Source organism: Candidatus Planktophila dulcis, assembly GCF_002288225.1.
GTDB lineage: Bacteria > Actinomycetota > Actinomycetes > Nanopelagicales > Nanopelagicaceae > Planktophila > Planktophila dulcis.
Genome location: NZ_CP016777.1, coordinates 24,724 through 42,486 on the forward strand (window position 1 = coordinate 24,724; position 17,763 = coordinate 42,486).

Here is a 17,763-nt window from a genome sequence, read left to right on the forward strand (position 1 = left end):
AACTTCGGACATGACTCAAGAGACGTGGTTACTTACCGGAGGCGCTGGATATATCGGCACGCATATCGCTGATGAATTCATCGCAAGCGGCAAGAACGTCGTCATCTATGACTCGCTCTACCAGGGCCTTGAATCCCGCATCGTCTACCTGCGCGCAAAGCACAAGGTAGAGATCCCACTCATCAAAGCTGATATCCGTGATTACAACGAGATCGAAAATGTAATTCGCACCCACAACATCAACGGCATCGTCCACACCGCAGCACTCAAGGCAGTCGGTGAATCAATGGAGAAGCCAGATGAGTACTTCGAAGTAAACCTCGATGCAACAACAGAACTTTTGAAAATCGCAAAACGTAACGGTGTTAAGAAATTCATCTTCTCATCCACTGCAGCTGTCTATGGCAGCCCAGATTCAATGGATCCATGCAAAGAAGATGGGGAAAAGAAACCAATCTCTCCTTACGGGGACTCAAAGTATCAAGCAGAGTCAAAGGTCACCGACTTCATCAACACTGATGGTAACTTTGGTACATCACTTCGATTCTTCAACGTCGTAGGAGCCGCAGCCCCAGAACTTTTCGATAACTCAGTTGAAAACCTTGTCCCAATCGTTCTCGGCAAACTCAACAAGGGTGAAGCACCAACAATCTTCGGTACCGACTACCCAACTCCTGATGGTACATGTATCCGTGACTACGTCGATGTTCGCGATATCGCTCGCGCACATTTAGCTGCAGCAAGCGCCACAACCAAACTTCCACCTGCAATGAATATCGGCACAGGCCGTGGCGCTTCAGTGCGCGAGATCATCAAGCTCGTCCTTGATGCCACCAACAAAGCCGATACCAAGGTTATTGAGGTCGAACGTCGCGCAGGCGACCCAGCCTTCTTATGTGCTGATATCAATCTCGCAAAGAGTGCGATGGGCTTTGAATCTGCCTATTCACTCGAGCAGAGTGTGAGAAGCCTCTTTTAATTAAATTGTTGCAACTCCAAAGAACTTTCGGATGTCAAAAATGGCAAAGGATTTCTTAAAGTTTGACTTTGAGGCCATTCCCCATGCAGTCGAAGCGTCGATATCGTCCGAAACGAGCAGTCCACCAGAATGTAATTTTGAGATTGCAAGATTGTATTCAAAAGCTTGCCACTGGTAACCATGATTTGAATCATGGATCCAAAGATCTACTTCACCAAACTTGGCTACCTGATTAGCTAGATCCTGTTCAAGGTTTCCCCTTAAAAGATGAAAGCTCCAGGAACCCTTTCCCTGGTAGACATTTTCGGTTCGCGGATCAACATCAAAGGAATGGAGTGAACCACCAGTCACCTCTAATGCCCTCATGATTACATTTGTCGTAATCCCGTTCGCGACACCAGTTTCAATCACCAATGAAGGCTTGGCACTAAGTATGTGAGCATAAAGAAATGAAGCTAGGCCAGCTTCGCAATCGAAATTCTTACCGAAATTCTCACCAGATTTTTCTGCAACTACTGATTCAAACACCTCTAGCCCTTCATTCAGATGATTCGCCAGTAGGCCCACGACGCAATCTGGGCCATTAGCAAAACTTGAAATGTCAGGAAAAATAGAATCACATTGTTTAGATAGCCAATTACCACTCACGCCGTGGAAGTTGCCTTCAGTAAAATAGTGGACTCTTTGCTGTAACAGGCGCCATTTTCTATTTTGCATGTTCGAAGAGTACCGAACAAACACTCACAGCCCTACGGGGACATTTGTTTGGGGACGGCATCGTCTCCTAACCGCTCCTAAAGGCTTCTCGCACGATCTCAAACATCTTGCGATGTCCTTCTTCACTCAGGTGAACACAATCTAGAAGATAGTTCTCTTGTGTGAGAAAGCTTTCTGGCAAGGTGATCACTGTGAAGTCAGAAGATCTGTATTTCTGCAGACAGCGCTCAATCTCCGTGTAGTAACGCTTATAGCTGCGTCTCTCCAAGAAGATGCGCCGATTCTGCAGGGCTTGATGCTGAATCCACATGATCCGTTTGCTCTGGTGCTTTGCAAGGTGCACAACAGCATCTAACTGATCTTCAATCTCACGTCTGCTGATTCGTGACTTATAGAGACCCGTGAAATACAGAGCGTATTTGACTGTGTTTCTAAAGCGCACCTTCAGTGCGCGCTTTAAGCGCTTACTCCATGCTTTGCTGGCATAGGCAGGTTGATGGAAGCTAAATTCACTTGCAAAGTCAATTCCCATCTTGTGGCCGAGTCTTACGACAGAGACTGGCCAACCAATAGAAGTCCCAAAGTGGAAGACGAGGAGATCTTCATTGGGGAAGTCTGCAAGCTCAGTGATTGCGCGAACAAAGGTGAGACCACCACGTGTCTCCACGCGAAAGTCGATATGTGAGGGAAGGGATGATTTGAGCAGATAAGGCCACGACTTCTGCCTAACGTCATTAAAGCTGGAGGCTGCTGAGCCCCCCAGCACTGTGATTGATTGCAATCTCTCCAAGAATATTCTCCGTAACCACCGATGAATCGGTTGTAGGCGTGTGTGTATGTAAATGCGCAGACACGACTGCAGGTGGAGAGTTGGCAACTGGCAAGAATATTGAAGAGTGGATATGTGAAAGATTTATATATGTGACATCACTTGCTCGCACAGTCTTACGTTTAGTATGTGCAACATCAACCGAGAGTGATTTATCAGGAGTTACATATTTCTTATAGGTTGCATAGGTGCGATGCTTTTCAGGAATTGAATTTGCACCTTCGTTGCTCTTAAGCTCTGCTTGGTGAAGCAGAGCGTGTCCATCAACCGCACTGTCTGTGACAAGATGCTGATCCACAATCAGTGAAGTGAAATTAACTTGAGCTTCAGATGCGCCTGTGAACACGCGGGCTGTAACCGATAAAAGCATGACGAAGAGAAAGAACCCTCTAAATCTCTTAAACATTCGTGGCATAGCTAATGGTAGGTAGGGGGGGTGAGATAGGTCTGCTACGAATCTTGAGAGAAGAGTAAGAAATGGGCGGATTTAGCCCTTTCTAGCCCTATCAGCGCCTGCCGATAGACTCACCTCATGCCTGCAAGCCTTCCAACCCCTGCTGCTCCAGCGCAGGATGCTCGCCGTGGAGTCCTTGCAATCCCAGCCTTTCGCAAGCTCTGGAACTCGATGCTCTTCTCATCCCTTGGTGATTGGCTCGGCCTTCTTGCAACTACAGCCCTTGCACAACAACTCTCTGGTGGTTCTTATGCCACAGCAAACTTTGCAATCGCAGGAGTCTTTATCGCTCGTCTCTTACCGGCTGTCTTTCTTGGACCAATAGCTGGAGTAATCGCAGATCGCTTTGATCGCCGCAGATTGATGGTTTCAGTTGATGTGATGCGAGCTGGGCTCTATATCTCTATTCCAATCGTTCACACATACTTCTGGCTCTACACCGCAATGATTCTCGTTGAGTGCCTCACTCTCTTCTGGTCACCTGCCAAAGAGGCATCAGTTCCCAACCTTGTCCCACGTGACAAGCTTGAAAACGCAAATCAAGTCTCACTATTGGCCGCCTATGGCACAGCACCTATTGCTGCAATCCTCTTCTCACTTCTCACACTTCTCTCTGGTGCTATTGCAGCAATTAGTCCACTCTTACCAAGTAACTCAGTTGATATTGCTCTCTATATCAATGCACTCTCATTCCTCTTTGCTGCATGGACAATCCGTGGCCTCAAAGAGATTCCAAAGGGTTCAGCATCTAAATCAAACAAGGATGAGAACGTAGGACAATCACTGATTCAAGGATGGAAAGCCGTCTCTGAATCTAAAATTATCCGCGGCCTCATCATCGGAATGGTCGGTGCATTCTCAGCAGCTGGCGCTGTTATCGGCCTTGCTCGCACATTCGTGGGCGACCTCGGTGGCGGAGATGCTGCATACGGTGTTCTCTTTGGTTCTGTCTTTACCGGTCTTGCAATTGGTATTGCATTTGGCCCAAAAGTATTTGCACAGTTCTCACGTCGCAGGCTTTTTGGAGCATCGCTCACAACATCAGGTGTATTCCTTGTTCTCTTAGCTCTTATCTCAAACCTAGTTCTCTCAGTGATAATCGTTGCAATCCTTGGTGCCTTCAGCGGAATTGCCTGGGTCACTGGCTTCACCATGCTTGGCATGGAGGTCCATGATGATGTGCGCGGCCGCACCTTCGCCTTCGTACAATCATTGATCCGCATTACTTTGGTAGCTGTTCTCGCTATTGCCCCCATTATCGCAGCGACTATTGGTGTGCACCGTTATGAATTCCAGACAATCGTCCTTAACTACAACGGCGCACAGATCACCATCCTTATTGCGGGCCTCATCGCTGTTCTCATTGGTTCTGTCTCTTATCACCAGATGAAAGATCGCCCAACAGTCTCTCTCTGGTCAGACATCCTCGCGGCCCTTCAAGGTGAACTCGGTGCAATCACCGGAGCACAAGCAAAAGGAATCTTTATCGCATTTGAAGGTGGAGAAGGCACAGGAAAATCAACACAGTCAAAGTTATTGCAGAAGTGGTTAGAGCAAGAAGGAGAGACTGTTGTTCTCTCTCGTGAACCTGGTGGTACAGACCTTGGAAAAGATCTACGCAAGATTCTTCTTGGACATGAAACCGGAGTCATTAGCCCACGGGCTGAAGCGCTTCTCTATGCAGCAGACCGCGCTCACCATGTCTTCTCGGTTATCCGCCCTGGCCTAGATCGCGGAGATGTTGTCATCACCGATCGCTACTTCGATTCATCTGCTGCCTATCAAGGTGCAGGTCGCGTTCTCAATCCTTCAGAAGTCGCACGTATCTCTCGTTGGGCCACAGAGAGTTTGTATCCAACTCTGACAATCCTGATCGATGTTCCAGCGGAGGTGGGCTTAAGTCGTCTTCAATCACGCGACCGACTAGAGGCAGAACCCACCGAATTCCACGAGCGAGTACGCCAAGAGTTCTTACAAATCGCAATTATGGACCCAGAGCGATACTTCGTAGTCGATGGCACACAAAGCGTTGAAGAGATTCATACACAAATCATCGCCCGCGTCGCCGAACTTCCTGCACTCAAGCGCAATGCTCAAGGCCCACAACAGAATAAGTTCCTCAAGCCAATTCGCATTGCAACACATGCAGTTACAACGACAGTTACCCGCGCAGCCAAGGCAAGCAAGTCAGCGACAATAAAGAAGAAGAAGTAGTAGATGACCTCCGTCTTTGACGATCTTGTCGGCCAAGAACACATCGTTGAAATTCTGCAGGGGGCTGTTGCCGCAGCTCGCACAGGCGAAGAATCACAGGAAATGACGCATGCTTGGGTCTTTACAGGCCCTCCAGGATCGGGTCGTTCATCAGCTGCAATTGCCTTTGCTCAAGCCCTTATCTGCCCCAACAGTGGCTGTGGCACTTGCAACGACTGTAATTCAGCGAAAACCCACAGCCACCCAGATGTTGAACTAATTCGCACGGAAGGTCTTTCGATTAAAGTAGAAGAAGTTCGCGAACTCCTAACTCGAGTTGCATGGGCACCATCAATGGGTGGTTGGCGTGTAGTTGTGATGGAAGATTCTGATCGACTCACTGAATCTGCAGCTAACGCACTCCTTAAATCAATCGAAGAACCTGGCACACGCACAGTCTGGTTACTCTGTGCACCCACTCTTCATGATGTCTTGCCAACAATTCGTTCACGTTGCCGCCACCTCCAACTACGCACACCATCTCTTGAAGCAGTCACCAACGTTCTTATCAATCGCGATCACATCGCACCTGCCATGGCAGATTTTGCGGCACGCGTAAGCCAAGGTCATATTGGCCGTGCAAAGTATTTAGCAACCAACGAATCAGTTCGCAGCAACCGCAAAACCATCATGCAACTTCCTCTACAACTTGGCTCACTTGCAGCAGCATTCCAAGCAGCTCAAACATTTGTGGACCTAGCAACAACAGAAGCGAATGCCACGTCGGATGAACGTGATGAGATAGAAGTCGAGAAACTTCAAGAAGCCTACGGAAAAGGCGCAACCGGCCGCGGCATGGCTACCGGCGGAGCCAAGGCGGTTAAAGAACTTGAGAAAGAACAGAAGTCTCGTTCTACCCGCATGGTCCGCGACTCAATAGATGGCGCACTTCTCGATATTGCCACCTTTTACCGCGATGTCATGATGGTGCAGTCTGGGAACATTGATTCAATGATTAACACGGATATGCACGAACAGATTGAAAGCTACGCAGCTAACTCCCCATCACACTCAACCATTAACAAAATCAACGCCATCATGGAAGCGCGCGAGAACCTCGCACGGAATTCAGCGCCGCTTGTCACCTGTGAAGCGCTGATGTGCCAATTAGCGCGTAAATAGCCTCTCAACCAACCCTTGAGGGTGGTCACCAGCACCCCTTTCCATACGGCAGAATTCCACCATGCGTCTAGACCATGTTTCTTATGTGACTTCCCATGATCAACTTGCTGACACAGTACAACGCTTAGGTTCGCGCCTCGGCAGTACCTTCGTAGATGGTGGCATCCACCCACGATTTGGAACACGTAACTTCACAGCATCATTGAAGAACGGTCAATACATTGAAGTTGTTTGTCCACTAGATCACCCAGCAACCGAACAAACTCCTTGGGGTAAAGCAGTTTCGAAGAAAGCCAACGAAGGCGGCGGTTGGTTTACATGGGTATTTAGTACAAAAGACATTGCGCCAATTGAAGAGAAGTTTGGACGCGAGGCTATTGAAGGTCACCGGACACGTCCGAATGGGACAGATCTGAAGTGGAAACAAATCGGTGTGAAAGAGATCGCGGACACTCGCGAATTTCCATTCTTTATACAGTGGTTATCGGCCGACCACCCATCACAGGATGGAACCCCGCTAGCTGAAATTAAGAAGATTGTTATTGCTGATAAAGATCAGCTCACAGATTCATGGTTTAAAGAAGACATCCTTGCCTCACTCGGTGACGTGAATATCAAGTGGGTTGATCCATCAACAAATGACGACCAATCAGGAATCGTAGCTGTACACCTCTCAACACCAAGTGGTGTTGTTGTTCTAGACTAGTAAAGTTACATTTATTGAAGTCAAGGGGTCTTAAAGCTAACTAAGAAATCAATAACTCTTTCTGCGCCTTTGAGATCAATTAAGCCCGAAACGGCTTGCTTCAAGGCATTACGTTTTTCTTGGCTTCCTAACAAATCTTTAATCGCTTCCACATTGAATTCCCAACCCTCGGCGAGAGTCCGCACCCCAATTTGAGTGGCATAACCCAGTCGACCAAGTTGTTCGAAATAATCCTCTTGGTTACCCATTGCACACACCATGCCGGTGGGAATCTCCCGAGCAATAAACTCGAGACTCGAAGTACTTGCGGTGGTCAGCACCACATCTACTTCGCGCGCAATTAAGTCGAGCTCTGTCCCAATCGGATGGAAAACAACCCCCTCAAAAAATTTAGTATGGATTTCTTCATTCGTGAAAAGATGAACCTCCAAGTTAAATTTGAGTGAACGTATTACCTCAGCAACAGCTGGCACATATCCGAAGGGATCAGATCCGCCACCCACAACAAGCACTCTTGTAATTCCGCCCTCATGTTTCATTTGAATTGATTTGACAATGCCTTTACGAATCAAAATGTGCTCTGCACCAGATAGCACTATCGGTGTTGCCGGAATTTCTCCAGGTTTCTCAAGCCCAGGACGCAATTCAATATCAACAGCATATTTAGGTGATACCTGGTCACAAATGCTCATCGCAAACCTCCAGTTCGTTTTCGCGATAAATGCATCGGAAACCGGAATCGAATACGAATCCAGAACAAGTACATCAGTTTCTGCATCAGCCACGAATGAGGATTCATCTGAAAGCACTTGCGCGAACCCCAAGGTTGAAATTCGGTCAGCAACCCAATTAAGACCCGATATACTTCCAACGAAAATGCACTCATAACCGCGGGAAATCGCTTCCTCGGCCAATACCGATGACCTCATCACGTGCCCCGACCCGATTTCTGGCGAAGCATCCGCGCGAAAAATGAATCTCATAGGAATCAAGAGTATGCTCTACACGATATTTCGCAAATAAAGCACCGCATGGGGGAAATTGATGTCTCAGCTAGACAATTCTTCAGTTTTAATCACCGGAGGAACGGGTTCTTTAGGTAGAGCGCTCATCAAATACTTGATGGAGAATTCTAAAGTTCGCCGTATCGCTATCTATTCACGCGACGAACTCAAGCAACACAACCTGCGAAATGAAATCGGTGAGAACGAGCGCTTAAGATGGTTCATTGGAGACATTCGCGACCTAGAACGTCTGAAGCGCGCACTTCACGGTGTTGATTTTGTCATCCATGCGGCAGCACTTAAACAGGTTGATACCGGTGAATACAACCCGATGGAGTTTATCAAGACAAATATCTTAGGAAGCCAAAACGTAATTGATGCCTCGATTGAAGCAGGCGTAAAGAAGCTGGTAGCACTTTCAACCGACAAGGCGTCCTCTCCAATCAACCTCTATGGTGCAACGAAATTAACTGCAGACAAATTGTTTGTAGCCGCCAACAATTACAGCCACAGTTACGGAACAACATTTTCAGTTGTCCGATACGGCAACGTCATGGGCAGTCGCGGTTCGGTCATACCTCTATGGAAATCACTTGCGGATTCAGGACAACCACTTCCCATCACAGATTTAAGAATGACGCGATTCTGGATTAGCATCGAACAAGCCGTCCGGTTTGTAATGGAATCTCTCGAAATTATGCATGGTGGAGAGCTGTACGTCCCCCGTATCCCCAGCATGAGAATTGTGGATCTCGCATCGGCAGTCGCACCAGATGCACAGTTAGAAGAAGTCGGCATGCGACCTGGCGAAAAGCTTCATGAAGAGATGATTTCAGCGGATGACAGCCGTAGAACTTTTCTTATTGGCGACCGGTATGTAGTTACTCCCGTAGTTGCAGAATGGGGATATAAATCCCCTAAAGGAACTCAGATGCCTGAGGGAGTGGCCTATCAATCCCAGACAAATGATTTGTGGATGTCAAAAGAAGACATTAGAAATTTCCTTACCGAAATTTAATTTTAATGATTCCTTACGGACGCCAGTCGATAAATGACGATGACATTGCAGCGGTAGTTCAAGCATTAAAAGGAAATTTCCTAACTACAGGTCCATTGGTAGAGCAATTTGAGCAGGAAATTGAGAAAGTAGTCGGCGCACCTTGCGTCGTGGTCTCATCGGGTACTGCAGCGTTGCATTGCGCATACGCTGCTATTGGCTTAGAACCTGGTGATGAGATAATTACCCCACCCATTACGTTTATAGCAACCCAAGCGACGGCGGCTCTAATGGGCGCAAAAATAGTGTTTGCTGATATTCAACTTGATACAGGCAATATTGATCCAAAAGCAGTTGAAGCCGCAATTACGCCCCGAACTAAGGCGATAGTTGCAGTTGATTACGCTGGACACCCCGCAGACCTTGACGAATTACGAGCAATCGCAGATAAACATGGTGTTTACCTAATAGAGGATGCGGCGCACGCAATCGGCAGTTCCTATAAGAACCGTCCTGTGGGCTCAATCGCAGACATAACTACTTTTTCCTTTTATCCAACCAAGAATCTGACTACTGCAGAAGGAGGTGCTGTTTCGTCAATTCACCCTGAGCTTCTCCAGAAAGCTCGTAGGTTTTCGCGTCAGGGTTTAATTCGAAACAAGGAGGAGTTTGTAAATAGAACCGAAGGGGCATGGCATCAAGAAGTGCAACAATTTGGATTGAACTACAGACTTCCTGATGTCCTATGCGCATTAGGTATATCTCAACTCAGCCGATTGTCTGATTTTAAGGTTCAAAGAAGCAAACTATTTAATGGATACAACTCACATTTCAATGAATTAGAGGGAATAGTTGTTCCGAGAGTGAGAGATTATGTTTCTCCCATGTGGCACTTGTACCATATGCACGTAGCGCCAGAAATCAGAGAATCCTTATTTAATTTTCTAAGACAAAGCGAAATTTTTGTACAAGTTAACTACATTCCAGCTTATGCACACCCTGTTTTTTCTTCAATTGAAACGCATCAGGGTGAATTCATAAATAGCGAATACTTTTACAAGTCTGAAATCTCACTGCCAATGTATGTGGGATTGCAAGACGAAGAATTTGCTAAAATCTTGATAACTATCTCAAAGTATTTTGGTTAGTAAATCTCACATAGCGCACGAGAAACCCTGAAACCTTCTCTTCGAAAACAAACCCACATCTTTCAAAAAGTGAAATAGATCTAGTATTGGATAAGTGAATTAGTGCTTCAATTCTGGAGAATCTGAGCGAATCCGCACGAAACATCATTCGTGTCAACAATTCCTGACCAATCCCTTGCGATTGGTACTTAGAATCGATATTGATTGAAATGGAACCAGAGTTGTCGTCTAGCGGAACTAGAAATACAATTCCAATTAATTGGTTCGACAATACCGCAACAATTTGAAGTGCTCTAAAATCCGTCAACCTAGAAACGAACCATCTTGCGTGATCCTCAGAGGAGACAGTGCGAGGGTTCTTAAAGAACTCCAAATTCGAAGGACTATTTCTAAGTGTTAATAAACTAGCTTCATCATTAAGCTCTATATTTCTGAAAATAACTACATCAGGGTTTGTCATTAAAACTACTCTCGCATGAAAGCGATTTGAAAAGCTTCTGCATTCGAAACGCCGACGGTAACTCCACGAACCATACTCCGCGCCTCTATTCCAGCGAAAGATCTTGCCTCTGGGAAAGCCTCAATCTCAACCTGGTATTCCCTGAGAGCTTTCATTTTAACTTCAAAACTTTCGGTGATGTCGACAAACATATTTGGTTTAAACTGAGAAGCTCCAAAATTCCACTCTGTGCTGGATTGAACTTCAAAGAAAAGCAGGGACTTGATTTTGCAATTTACTTTTGGTCGAGCGGCAACTAAACACGCCTGGCCAGTAATTCTATGATCAACATTTAGGTCGTGGGGAAAATGGGTGAATAAAACTGTAGGACTAAAGTCATTTATGCTGTCCTCAATGGTCTTGACAATATCGATTAAAGTTACAGAATCCATTGAATTGTCTGGGTAATCACAAAAATACACGTCCGAACAATTTAAGATTTTCAAAGCCTTTGTTGCGGCTGTTCGCCTACTAACTAAACTCTCTCGAATGTCTTCTCGAGAATTAACTCCATCAGAGAGAAAAACAACTCTGACCCGCGAACCCAGTAAACCCAATTTGTGAATTGTTCCGCCCATTCCAAGAGTTTCATCGTCTGGGTGCGCGGCAATAACTAACACCTCTTCGTTGCTAAATAACATCATTCACTGCTTTCAAATATTGCATAGGCAGATAGAACCCCATCCATTTTTATAACTTTTGTAAAGTAAACTTTGTAATTATCTTGACTTATAAATGCATTTGGGTAGTCAAGACCATCAACCATTCGAATCCTGTCGTAGAGATCGTTTATACCGGCTCGTTTTGGGAGCTCCGAGTTTGATGCGATTAAACGCTTGTTAACTTCAAAATTGTCAACTTGTGGCGTCGGCTTTAGATTACCCATGACAATTTCAGTCATCATGGAAGAAATAAGCAATGATATTTTACGCAAGATAAATTCGATATCACCTTCAGAAAGATCGATTTTGCGCTGCGTGTATATTGCACCAGAATCAATTTTATCCTCAAGGGCGATAGCAGAAACTTGTGTCAGATATTCTTTCCTTAAAATTTTATTCTGAATAGGGGAGCCCCCGCGATCTTGTGGAAGCGTACCCGTATGGAACCCTATAAATCTTACATTTGGGAAAGTCTTCAACTCAATAATTTTTGAATAGTGGGGTACAAAAACGGTGCAGTTTTCTGAATTCTCGAGGATTTCCTCACAAATCTCTTCTAAGTGATTACTTACTTGGATTTCAATTCCGAGAGCTGCGAAAGATTTTTTGGCATCATCCAAATAAAAATCATGCTTCGCCACTACAAAATACCTGTGGCTTTGCTTGATTTTATCTTGACTCGAACTCACTATGGCATTATGACATGGTAACTTCTTAAAATCACCTCTATAATAGGTCCTTCAAGGTCGTCTAGTTAGGAACCATTGTGCGGGATTATCCATTGTTTGTCGCAGAGATTTCAGCCAACCACATGGGGTCTCTGGACCGGGCTCACCAATTGATTGAAGCATCTGTCGACGCAGGAGCAACAGCAGTCAAGTTCCAGACTTATACACCCGACACGATGACATTGAATCTAGAAAGTCTAGCTGTTTCGGGCGGCCACGAATTATGGGGAGGGCGAGCCCTGTATACGCTTTATCAGGAAGCCATGACGCCATGGGAGTGGCACGCTGAACTCTTCGAACATTGTAGAAATCGTGGCGTTATTCCATTCAGTTCACCATTTGACCCAACGGCAGTAGAGTTTCTAGAGTCGCTGAACGCACCGATGTATAAAATTGCATCTCTTGAAACTTCAGACCATCAACTCATTAGGCTAGTTGGCGAGACAGGCAAACCTACAATAGTTTCTACTGGAGCGACTGAGCTCGAAGAAATTGAAGAATTGGTAAGCGTTTTCCGAGCCACAGGAAATCAGGATTTAACATTACTTGTTTGCACTAGCTCGTACCCAGCGCAACCCCGAGACGCAAATGTAAACCGAATGGAATTGCTTCGGGAGAAATTCAATGTCAGGGTTGGACTTTCCGACCACACCCTTGGAATAGGTACATCAATTGCGGCTATTGCACTCGGAGCAACCGTAATCGAGAAACACATAACTCTTGATCGTAGGCATGGCGGACTTGATAGTGCATTCTCAATGGAACCGGCTGAATTTGCTCAACTTGTCTTAGAAGGGAAGTCGGCATCGGAAAGCTTGGGAGTGTCTTCTTGGAGCATACAGCCATCAGAAAGCGAGTCACGAAGACTTAGGAGGTCACTCTACATCGTTCAGGATGTACTTTCAGGAGACTTTGTATCTCATGAAAATGTAAGAGCAATTAGACCAGGTTATGGTGCACACCCAAGATACTTGGATGGTTTGATTGGACAAAAATTCAATAGCGACTATGCAATCGGCACACCAATGTCTCAAGGATTAGTTGATTGAAACTTATTGCAATTATTCCCGCTAGGGGTGGATCTAAGAGGATACCTAAAAAGAATATAAAAAAATTCTGTGGACAACCCATTCTTGAACTCACAATTCATCGACTACTCGGGTTTGAGATATTTGATCAGATTTTTGTAAGTTCTGATGATGATGAAGTTAAAACAATAGCGAGACAGGCTGGGGCTGATGTAATAAATCGCCCAGTAGATTTAGCCGATGACTTTGCTACAACGGTAGAGGTTATGTCTTCGGCTGTTAGGGACCTGAGCCTGAACCAAAATCTGGATAACACGCTCGTATGTTGCGTTTATCCCGTATCACCTTTCATCACTAAGAATCGTCTTGAAGCGGGGTTAACTCTTCTTGATAAAGAGAAAGTAGATTACGTGTTCACTGCTAAAGCAAACATCGGATCGATCTATCGCAGTTTCTCCAGAGGCCCAAACAATGAACCTCTGTTGCTTTACCCGGAGAATTCGGAAAGTAGAACACAAGACTTACCAGAAAACTTTTTTGACGCCGCTCTCTTCTACCTTGGCGCGCCAAATGCATGGATTGCCGAAAAGCCTATTTTGACCGGAAATTCAAGATTTATAGAAATCGGGAAATATGAAACAATAGATGTGGATGAGATTGAAGATTGGAATTTTGCACAAGAAATCTATAAATTAAGAATGAAAAGTTAGCTCGCAACTAATTTTAAGCCTTAACAAAATTCACTGCTACCTTTAGAATTATGGAGTGGCTTCACCATCTTTGGGGGGGTAATCAGTTCCTTCAAACCTAATTGCCTGGTATACGTGCTGGTATTTTCCAATTTTTTCTGCAGCAATAGAATTTCGATCTACAGGAGGAGTGAGTACAAATTCCGGAAGTGGTATCCCGAAATCGGATGCTGTGAATTCAAGTTGGAAAAGCAAACGGTCTCCAGAGACGCAGTGCTTACCCTTGTGCAATCCGCGAGTATCTTCCACTATCAGAGTCCCCCCCTTACCAGTAAATTCCTTGTATTGGTTCGGCAAGAATGAAGAGGCTACTTCTTGATCGGTTAGTCTCACGTATCCCTTCTTTCGAAGACTAAAGGGTATTCCAAGCTTTCTGTGACTTCTGGCAATAAAAGTATGAGGCCCCGTGTTGGTGTCAACATCGGTTATGTAGAAGAAAAACTTAATCCATTTGAGACGGTCCATATCGAAGTGGAACCACTGCGCTGCTTCTTTATCTGGAACAGTACTAAAAGTAGTGTGCCACCACATTGCAACTAAGTCTAAAATTGGTGCAGAACCAAGATAATTTTGTGCAAATCTTAGAATCGATTCATCGAATATTAATTGTTGGAGTACGGGGCTGGAAATAAGGTCTGAACTTTCATAATCAAAGCGGATACCCGCAGGCGCTTCGCGATTGAAATAGATTTGCTCATCTACCCTTTTGCCCCCATCCATAATTCTGGTCTTCCCTGGGATAATTTCCGACTCCTTCAGGATTCTGCTACAAAGCTCAGCCGACAGCACATTCTGCAAAACTATGAAACCTTCATCTTTAAGATGCTTTGATGCAAACTTAAGATCCTTTTCTGAAAATTTCGAGAGGATTCCTTCTTCACTAAAATCTATTTTTGGGGAACCTAACCATTTCGATGCAACTAGTGGAACAAATCCACCAAATAAGTAAAATGTACTTAAAAGATGGGAATGAGCGTTGGAATTTCTCTTCCGCAGAAATTTCATCGCTAAAATATCAACTAGAAACAAAATTGTATCTAGACTTCGCCTTAGAATTATTCTGCCACTTTGCAATATCGGCAAACTCATGATCAAGCTCCTTGGGCTAATTTGGTGTACCTACATCGTAACTTCAAGGGAGTCTCTTCGCTAGTATGTGTAAATGCGAATCTTGATTTTTTCACCTTTTGCCAGTATTTGGAGACATTCCATCCTCGAATCCCAGTTGATTGATGCAATTTCAAAGTCTCCAGAGATAGAAACTTACTGGGTGGGTTGCGGGGGTCTCTTCCCCTCGGACTGCACTGCACGAGAGTATTTGAGGGGTGGGGCTATTAACACGGATGAGCGATCCGCCGCCAACTGCATCAAATGTCTAGCTAGCCGTGAAATTCTTGTCCAGCACTCCTCAGCTCGTACTTTGGAGTTATTGGATTTTGTAAATCCAGAGGAAGTTGTTTGCGTCGAGAAATTTGTATCAGAACTAAAAAACGACAATTTACTTGAAGTCGTTTATCAAGGCATTGAAGTTGGTAAAATGGCACTCTATGAAATAATGCTGAAACACAAGAAACGAAATTTAGAATTAACTGAGCCTCAGTTTGACGAGTGGAAAACCATAGTCAGAAATGAGTGCCTGATAGTTTTCCCGTCAGCTGAAATATTGAAAAGCGTCATCCCGGATACAGTGGTTACTTATAATGCGCAATACGGTATTCCAGGAACTTTTGCAGAAGTTGCAATCATGGCAGGTATTAAGACCTACACTATGACTGGCTCTTCATCACCAGCCGAAGTTGCAACAGCTTTACAGATCTGGGATTGGGAAAAGTACAAAACAGAAGGCCCAGCCAAATATGAATGGCCCGGTCTAGAAGACGCACCGCACATCCAGCCGAGGGATTTTTCCCGATTATGGCGACATGAAAAATACATCGAGACAGGGAAATCCCCGTGGACTTATAGTAAGGGGAAGTCGGGCCAGAACCCCTTCGAATTCTTCGGGATAGACAGCGCCGATAGAATTATATTAGTAGTTCTGAACAGCGAAGATGAAATTTTTGCAGCGAAAACGGCAGGCTTTTTCCCCTACGCTCGAACGCAGAGTCAAGTTTTCTCCTCACAGCTCGAGTGGGTTAAATACCTGATAGACATGTACTCTAATAGGAATGGCGTGCAGGTGATTATTCGGTTGCATCCGCGAGAATTTCCAAATAAGCGAGAAAAGCAACTCTCCGAACAGGCTTTGATTTGGATGAAACTTCTAGATTCGCTACCTACCAATATTCACTTAGACCACCCCGATAGCGAGTTCTCGCTTTACGACTACTTTCCATATATACAAGTGTTAACCACCGGTTGGTCTTCTACGGCAATCGAAGCTCTTTCCAAAGGGATCCCTGTTGTGACTTATGACCAACAGCTTTTAGGTTATCCTGCGGACATTCTGTTGACCGGTAACTCTAGAGAAGACTACGCAAGAAATCTAGAACTCGCTGAGTTCTTGCTGCGGGATTCCAAATATACTTCCGCTGCCCATAACTGGACCCTTTTTTCACTCTTTCACGGTTCGGTTTACTTGGGTGGTGGGCTGCAAGATGCACATCTACGTTATGATAATTCTTATTATAAGTTTCTACTTCGAGGAATTAATAGATTCTTAAACACTTTTTTTCCAGGAAAAATTAGATTGATTGATCTGAGAATTCCAAGGAGCAAAAGGGATGATAAAAAGATTATAAGTCTATTTCTAAATAAAAAGGACAATCTCTATCAAATCTAGTTAAGCTTCAACGCTCGACTTTAAGTGACGAATTTGATTTGATGCACTAAACATCTGAAAGTTGCAAAATGACACCTTTTGAATGAAAAGAAGACACCTAAGGGACACGGTAGACGAATTAGTTCTGTTCACCATGAGTCGGTATCACTACTTAGATGGTAAAGAAATCCCGATCCCAGCACCTGGGTACCAATGACTTAATGGCTCCTCAGCAAAATACAAGAAATTGCGGTCCTTGAGCAGAGAATATTTCAGTAATGAGTCCGAGATGTGTGCGTTATCACCCAGAATCACAGCCATTTTGGAAAGCTTGGACTCCACTGCTGAATACTCTCGGAATTCGTAATCAAAGCTATGGTCGCTGTCATTAATAAATAGATCAATCGAGTTCTCCTCGAATTTACGAATTGACTCAATTGAGTCGCCATAAAGAATCGTACAGTTATCATCAATCAGGTCTCCAACCAGCCAGCCTGCCTGAGTATCGATATCTGTGCCAAAGTACTTTCCTTCAAACCCCTCAGCCCTATTCCTTGCGAGGGCTCTATTGAGAACTAGCGCGCCCACACCATGATGCACACCGGTCTCCACAACTATAGATGGTTTTAATATTCTTGCTATCGCATACCAGCCCAACCGTCGACCAAGAAACATCTTACTATCCCGCAAATTAGGGTTTTCATTCTTGAAGTTAGAGAGTTTTGCAATCAATTCTTGATCAGTATCAATTTCATTGAAGAATTCCAGGGTCGACTCTGTACTTACATTAAAAACATAGGATATCAAAGCAGCAAGTTCGTTCCTGTTCTTAGTCGTAAGGTCATAATAGAAATTGCTGAATTCCGTATGCTGCTTTGACCAAGCGCGCGCAGAAATTAAGTCATCTTTAAAGTAAGACTTTGCCCGAGAGCTTCGATGTCTACGTCGTAGATACTCTTTCAATAAAGTTTCACTAAGAAATTTTTTCATGAGTGTAAGCATTCAAAACACCCTTCATGTGAATTGTTCTCAAAAATATGAGAAACTGGAGTACGGAAGTTCAAGGAAAGTCTAAGCTAGAGGTATATAATTCTATCGAGCGCACTAATACACTACAAAATCAACAT

18 protein-coding genes are annotated in these 17,763 nt (G+C 44.7%); 9 read left to right on the forward strand and 9 right to left on the reverse strand.

Annotated features, from left to right (window positions below):
- Nucleotides 1-10: 10 nt before the first annotated feature.
- A complete protein-coding gene (galE, locus tag A1sIIA65_RS00105) occupies nt 11-979 on the forward strand; it encodes a UDP-glucose 4-epimerase GalE (RefSeq protein WP_095675592.1) in 969 nt (322 codons plus the stop codon).
- On the opposite strand, the gene A1sIIA65_RS00110 is transcribed toward galE, so the two are convergent.
- From A1sIIA65_RS00110 to A1sIIA65_RS00120, 3 genes are all read right to left on the reverse strand, one after another.
- A complete protein-coding gene (locus A1sIIA65_RS00110) occupies nt 980-1,696 on the reverse strand; it encodes a class I SAM-dependent methyltransferase (RefSeq protein ID WP_095675593.1) in 717 nt (238 codons plus the stop codon). It abuts the gene before it with no gap.
- A 67-nt stretch (nt 1,697-1,763) separates the two neighbouring features.
- Nucleotides 1,764-2,363: a hypothetical protein gene (locus A1sIIA65_RS00115; protein WP_095675594.1), complete on the reverse strand. Its 600-nt coding sequence runs from the start codon at nt 2,361-2,363 to the stop codon at nt 1,764-1,766.
- Between the two features lie 67 nt (nt 2,364-2,430).
- A complete protein-coding gene (locus tag A1sIIA65_RS00120) occupies nt 2,431-2,940 on the reverse strand; it encodes a hypothetical protein (RefSeq protein ID WP_125932717.1) in 510 nt (169 codons plus the stop codon).
- 117 nt (nt 2,941-3,057) lie between these two features.
- Here A1sIIA65_RS00120 and tmk point away from each other — a divergent pair, with 117 nt between their 5' ends.
- From tmk to A1sIIA65_RS00135, 3 genes are all read left to right on the forward strand, one after another.
- A complete protein-coding gene (gene tmk / locus A1sIIA65_RS00125; protein ID WP_095675596.1) occupies nt 3,058-5,193 on the forward strand; it encodes a dTMP kinase in 2,136 nt (711 codons plus the stop codon).
- A 3-nt stretch (nt 5,194-5,196) separates the two neighbouring features.
- On the forward strand, nt 5,197-6,354 hold the full coding sequence (locus A1sIIA65_RS00130; protein WP_095675597.1) for a DNA polymerase III subunit delta': 1,158 nt from the start codon (nt 5,197-5,199) through the stop codon (nt 6,352-6,354).
- Nucleotides 6,355-6,415: 61 nt separating this feature from the next.
- Nucleotides 6,416-7,060, forward strand: coding sequence for a VOC family protein (locus A1sIIA65_RS00135; protein WP_095675598.1), 645 nt, complete (start codon nt 6,416-6,418; stop codon nt 7,058-7,060).
- A gap of 20 nt (nt 7,061-7,080) precedes the next feature.
- Here the strand turns inward: A1sIIA65_RS00135 and A1sIIA65_RS00140 are convergent, their stop codons facing one another.
- Complete coding sequence (locus A1sIIA65_RS00140; protein ID WP_125932718.1) at nt 7,081-7,845, reverse strand: hypothetical protein; 765 nt, start codon at nt 7,843-7,845, stop codon at nt 7,081-7,083.
- Between the two features lie 259 nt (nt 7,846-8,104).
- On the opposite strand from A1sIIA65_RS00140, the gene pseB reads away from it, so the two are divergent.
- Both pseB and A1sIIA65_RS00150 read left to right on the forward strand, forming a co-directional pair.
- The gene (gene pseB / locus A1sIIA65_RS00145; protein WP_095675600.1) at nt 8,105-9,082 is read left to right on the forward strand and encodes a UDP-N-acetylglucosamine 4,6-dehydratase (inverting); all 978 of its coding nucleotides are present in this window, start codon (nt 8,105-8,107) and stop codon (nt 9,080-9,082) included.
- Between the two features lie 5 nt (nt 9,083-9,087).
- Entirely contained in the window at nt 9,088-10,209 is a 1,122-nt protein-coding gene (locus A1sIIA65_RS00150) for a DegT/DnrJ/EryC1/StrS family aminotransferase (RefSeq protein ID WP_095675601.1), read from the forward strand.
- Here the strand turns inward: A1sIIA65_RS00150 and A1sIIA65_RS07070 are convergent.
- From A1sIIA65_RS07070 to A1sIIA65_RS00165, 3 genes are read right to left on the reverse strand one after another with little or no spacing between them, the layout of a single operon-like run.
- The gene (locus A1sIIA65_RS07070) at nt 10,187-10,669 is read right to left on the reverse strand and encodes a GNAT family N-acetyltransferase (RefSeq protein WP_095675602.1); all 483 of its coding nucleotides are present in this window, start codon (nt 10,667-10,669) and stop codon (nt 10,187-10,189) included. The two genes, A1sIIA65_RS00150 and A1sIIA65_RS07070, sit on opposite strands and share 23 nt — an antisense overlap.
- A gap of 5 nt (nt 10,670-10,674) precedes the next feature.
- Entirely contained in the window at nt 10,675-11,352 is a 678-nt protein-coding gene (locus tag A1sIIA65_RS00160) for a PIG-L deacetylase family protein (protein ID WP_095675603.1), read from the reverse strand.
- The gene (locus A1sIIA65_RS00165; RefSeq protein WP_095675604.1) at nt 11,349-12,059 is read right to left on the reverse strand and encodes a formyl transferase; all 711 of its coding nucleotides are present in this window, start codon (nt 12,057-12,059) and stop codon (nt 11,349-11,351) included. The genes A1sIIA65_RS00160 and A1sIIA65_RS00165 overlap by 4 nt, the downstream gene beginning before the upstream one ends.
- A 74-nt stretch (nt 12,060-12,133) precedes the next feature.
- On the opposite strand from A1sIIA65_RS00165, the gene pseI reads away from it, so the two are divergent.
- Both pseI and pseF read left to right on the forward strand, forming a co-directional pair.
- Nucleotides 12,134-13,147 carry a pseudaminic acid synthase gene (gene pseI / locus A1sIIA65_RS00170; protein WP_420021974.1) on the forward strand — a complete coding sequence of 338 codons (1,014 nt, stop codon included), beginning with the start codon at nt 12,134-12,136 and terminating at the stop codon, nt 13,145-13,147.
- Nucleotides 13,144-13,836, forward strand: a complete 693-nt coding sequence (pseF, locus tag A1sIIA65_RS00175; RefSeq protein ID WP_095675605.1) for a pseudaminic acid cytidylyltransferase — start codon at nt 13,144-13,146, stop codon at nt 13,834-13,836. The genes pseI and pseF overlap by 4 nt, the downstream gene beginning before the upstream one ends.
- Before the next feature lie 48 nt (nt 13,837-13,884).
- Here the strand turns inward: pseF and A1sIIA65_RS00180 are convergent, their stop codons facing one another.
- Nucleotides 13,885-14,964, reverse strand: a complete 1,080-nt coding sequence (locus A1sIIA65_RS00180) for a phytanoyl-CoA dioxygenase family protein (RefSeq protein WP_095675606.1) — start codon at nt 14,962-14,964, stop codon at nt 13,885-13,887.
- A 73-nt stretch (nt 14,965-15,037) separates the two neighbouring features.
- Here A1sIIA65_RS00180 and A1sIIA65_RS00185 point away from each other — a divergent pair, with 73 nt between their 5' ends.
- On the forward strand, nt 15,038-16,657 hold the full coding sequence (locus A1sIIA65_RS00185; RefSeq protein ID WP_095675607.1) for a glycosyltransferase family protein: 1,620 nt from the start codon (nt 15,038-15,040) through the stop codon (nt 16,655-16,657).
- A 147-nt stretch (nt 16,658-16,804) separates the two neighbouring features.
- On the opposite strand, the gene A1sIIA65_RS00190 is transcribed toward A1sIIA65_RS00185, so the two are convergent.
- On the reverse strand, nt 16,805-17,626 hold the full coding sequence (locus A1sIIA65_RS00190) for a class I SAM-dependent methyltransferase (protein ID WP_190277120.1): 822 nt from the start codon (nt 17,624-17,626) through the stop codon (nt 16,805-16,807).
- Nucleotides 17,627-17,763: the final 137 nt, after the last annotated feature.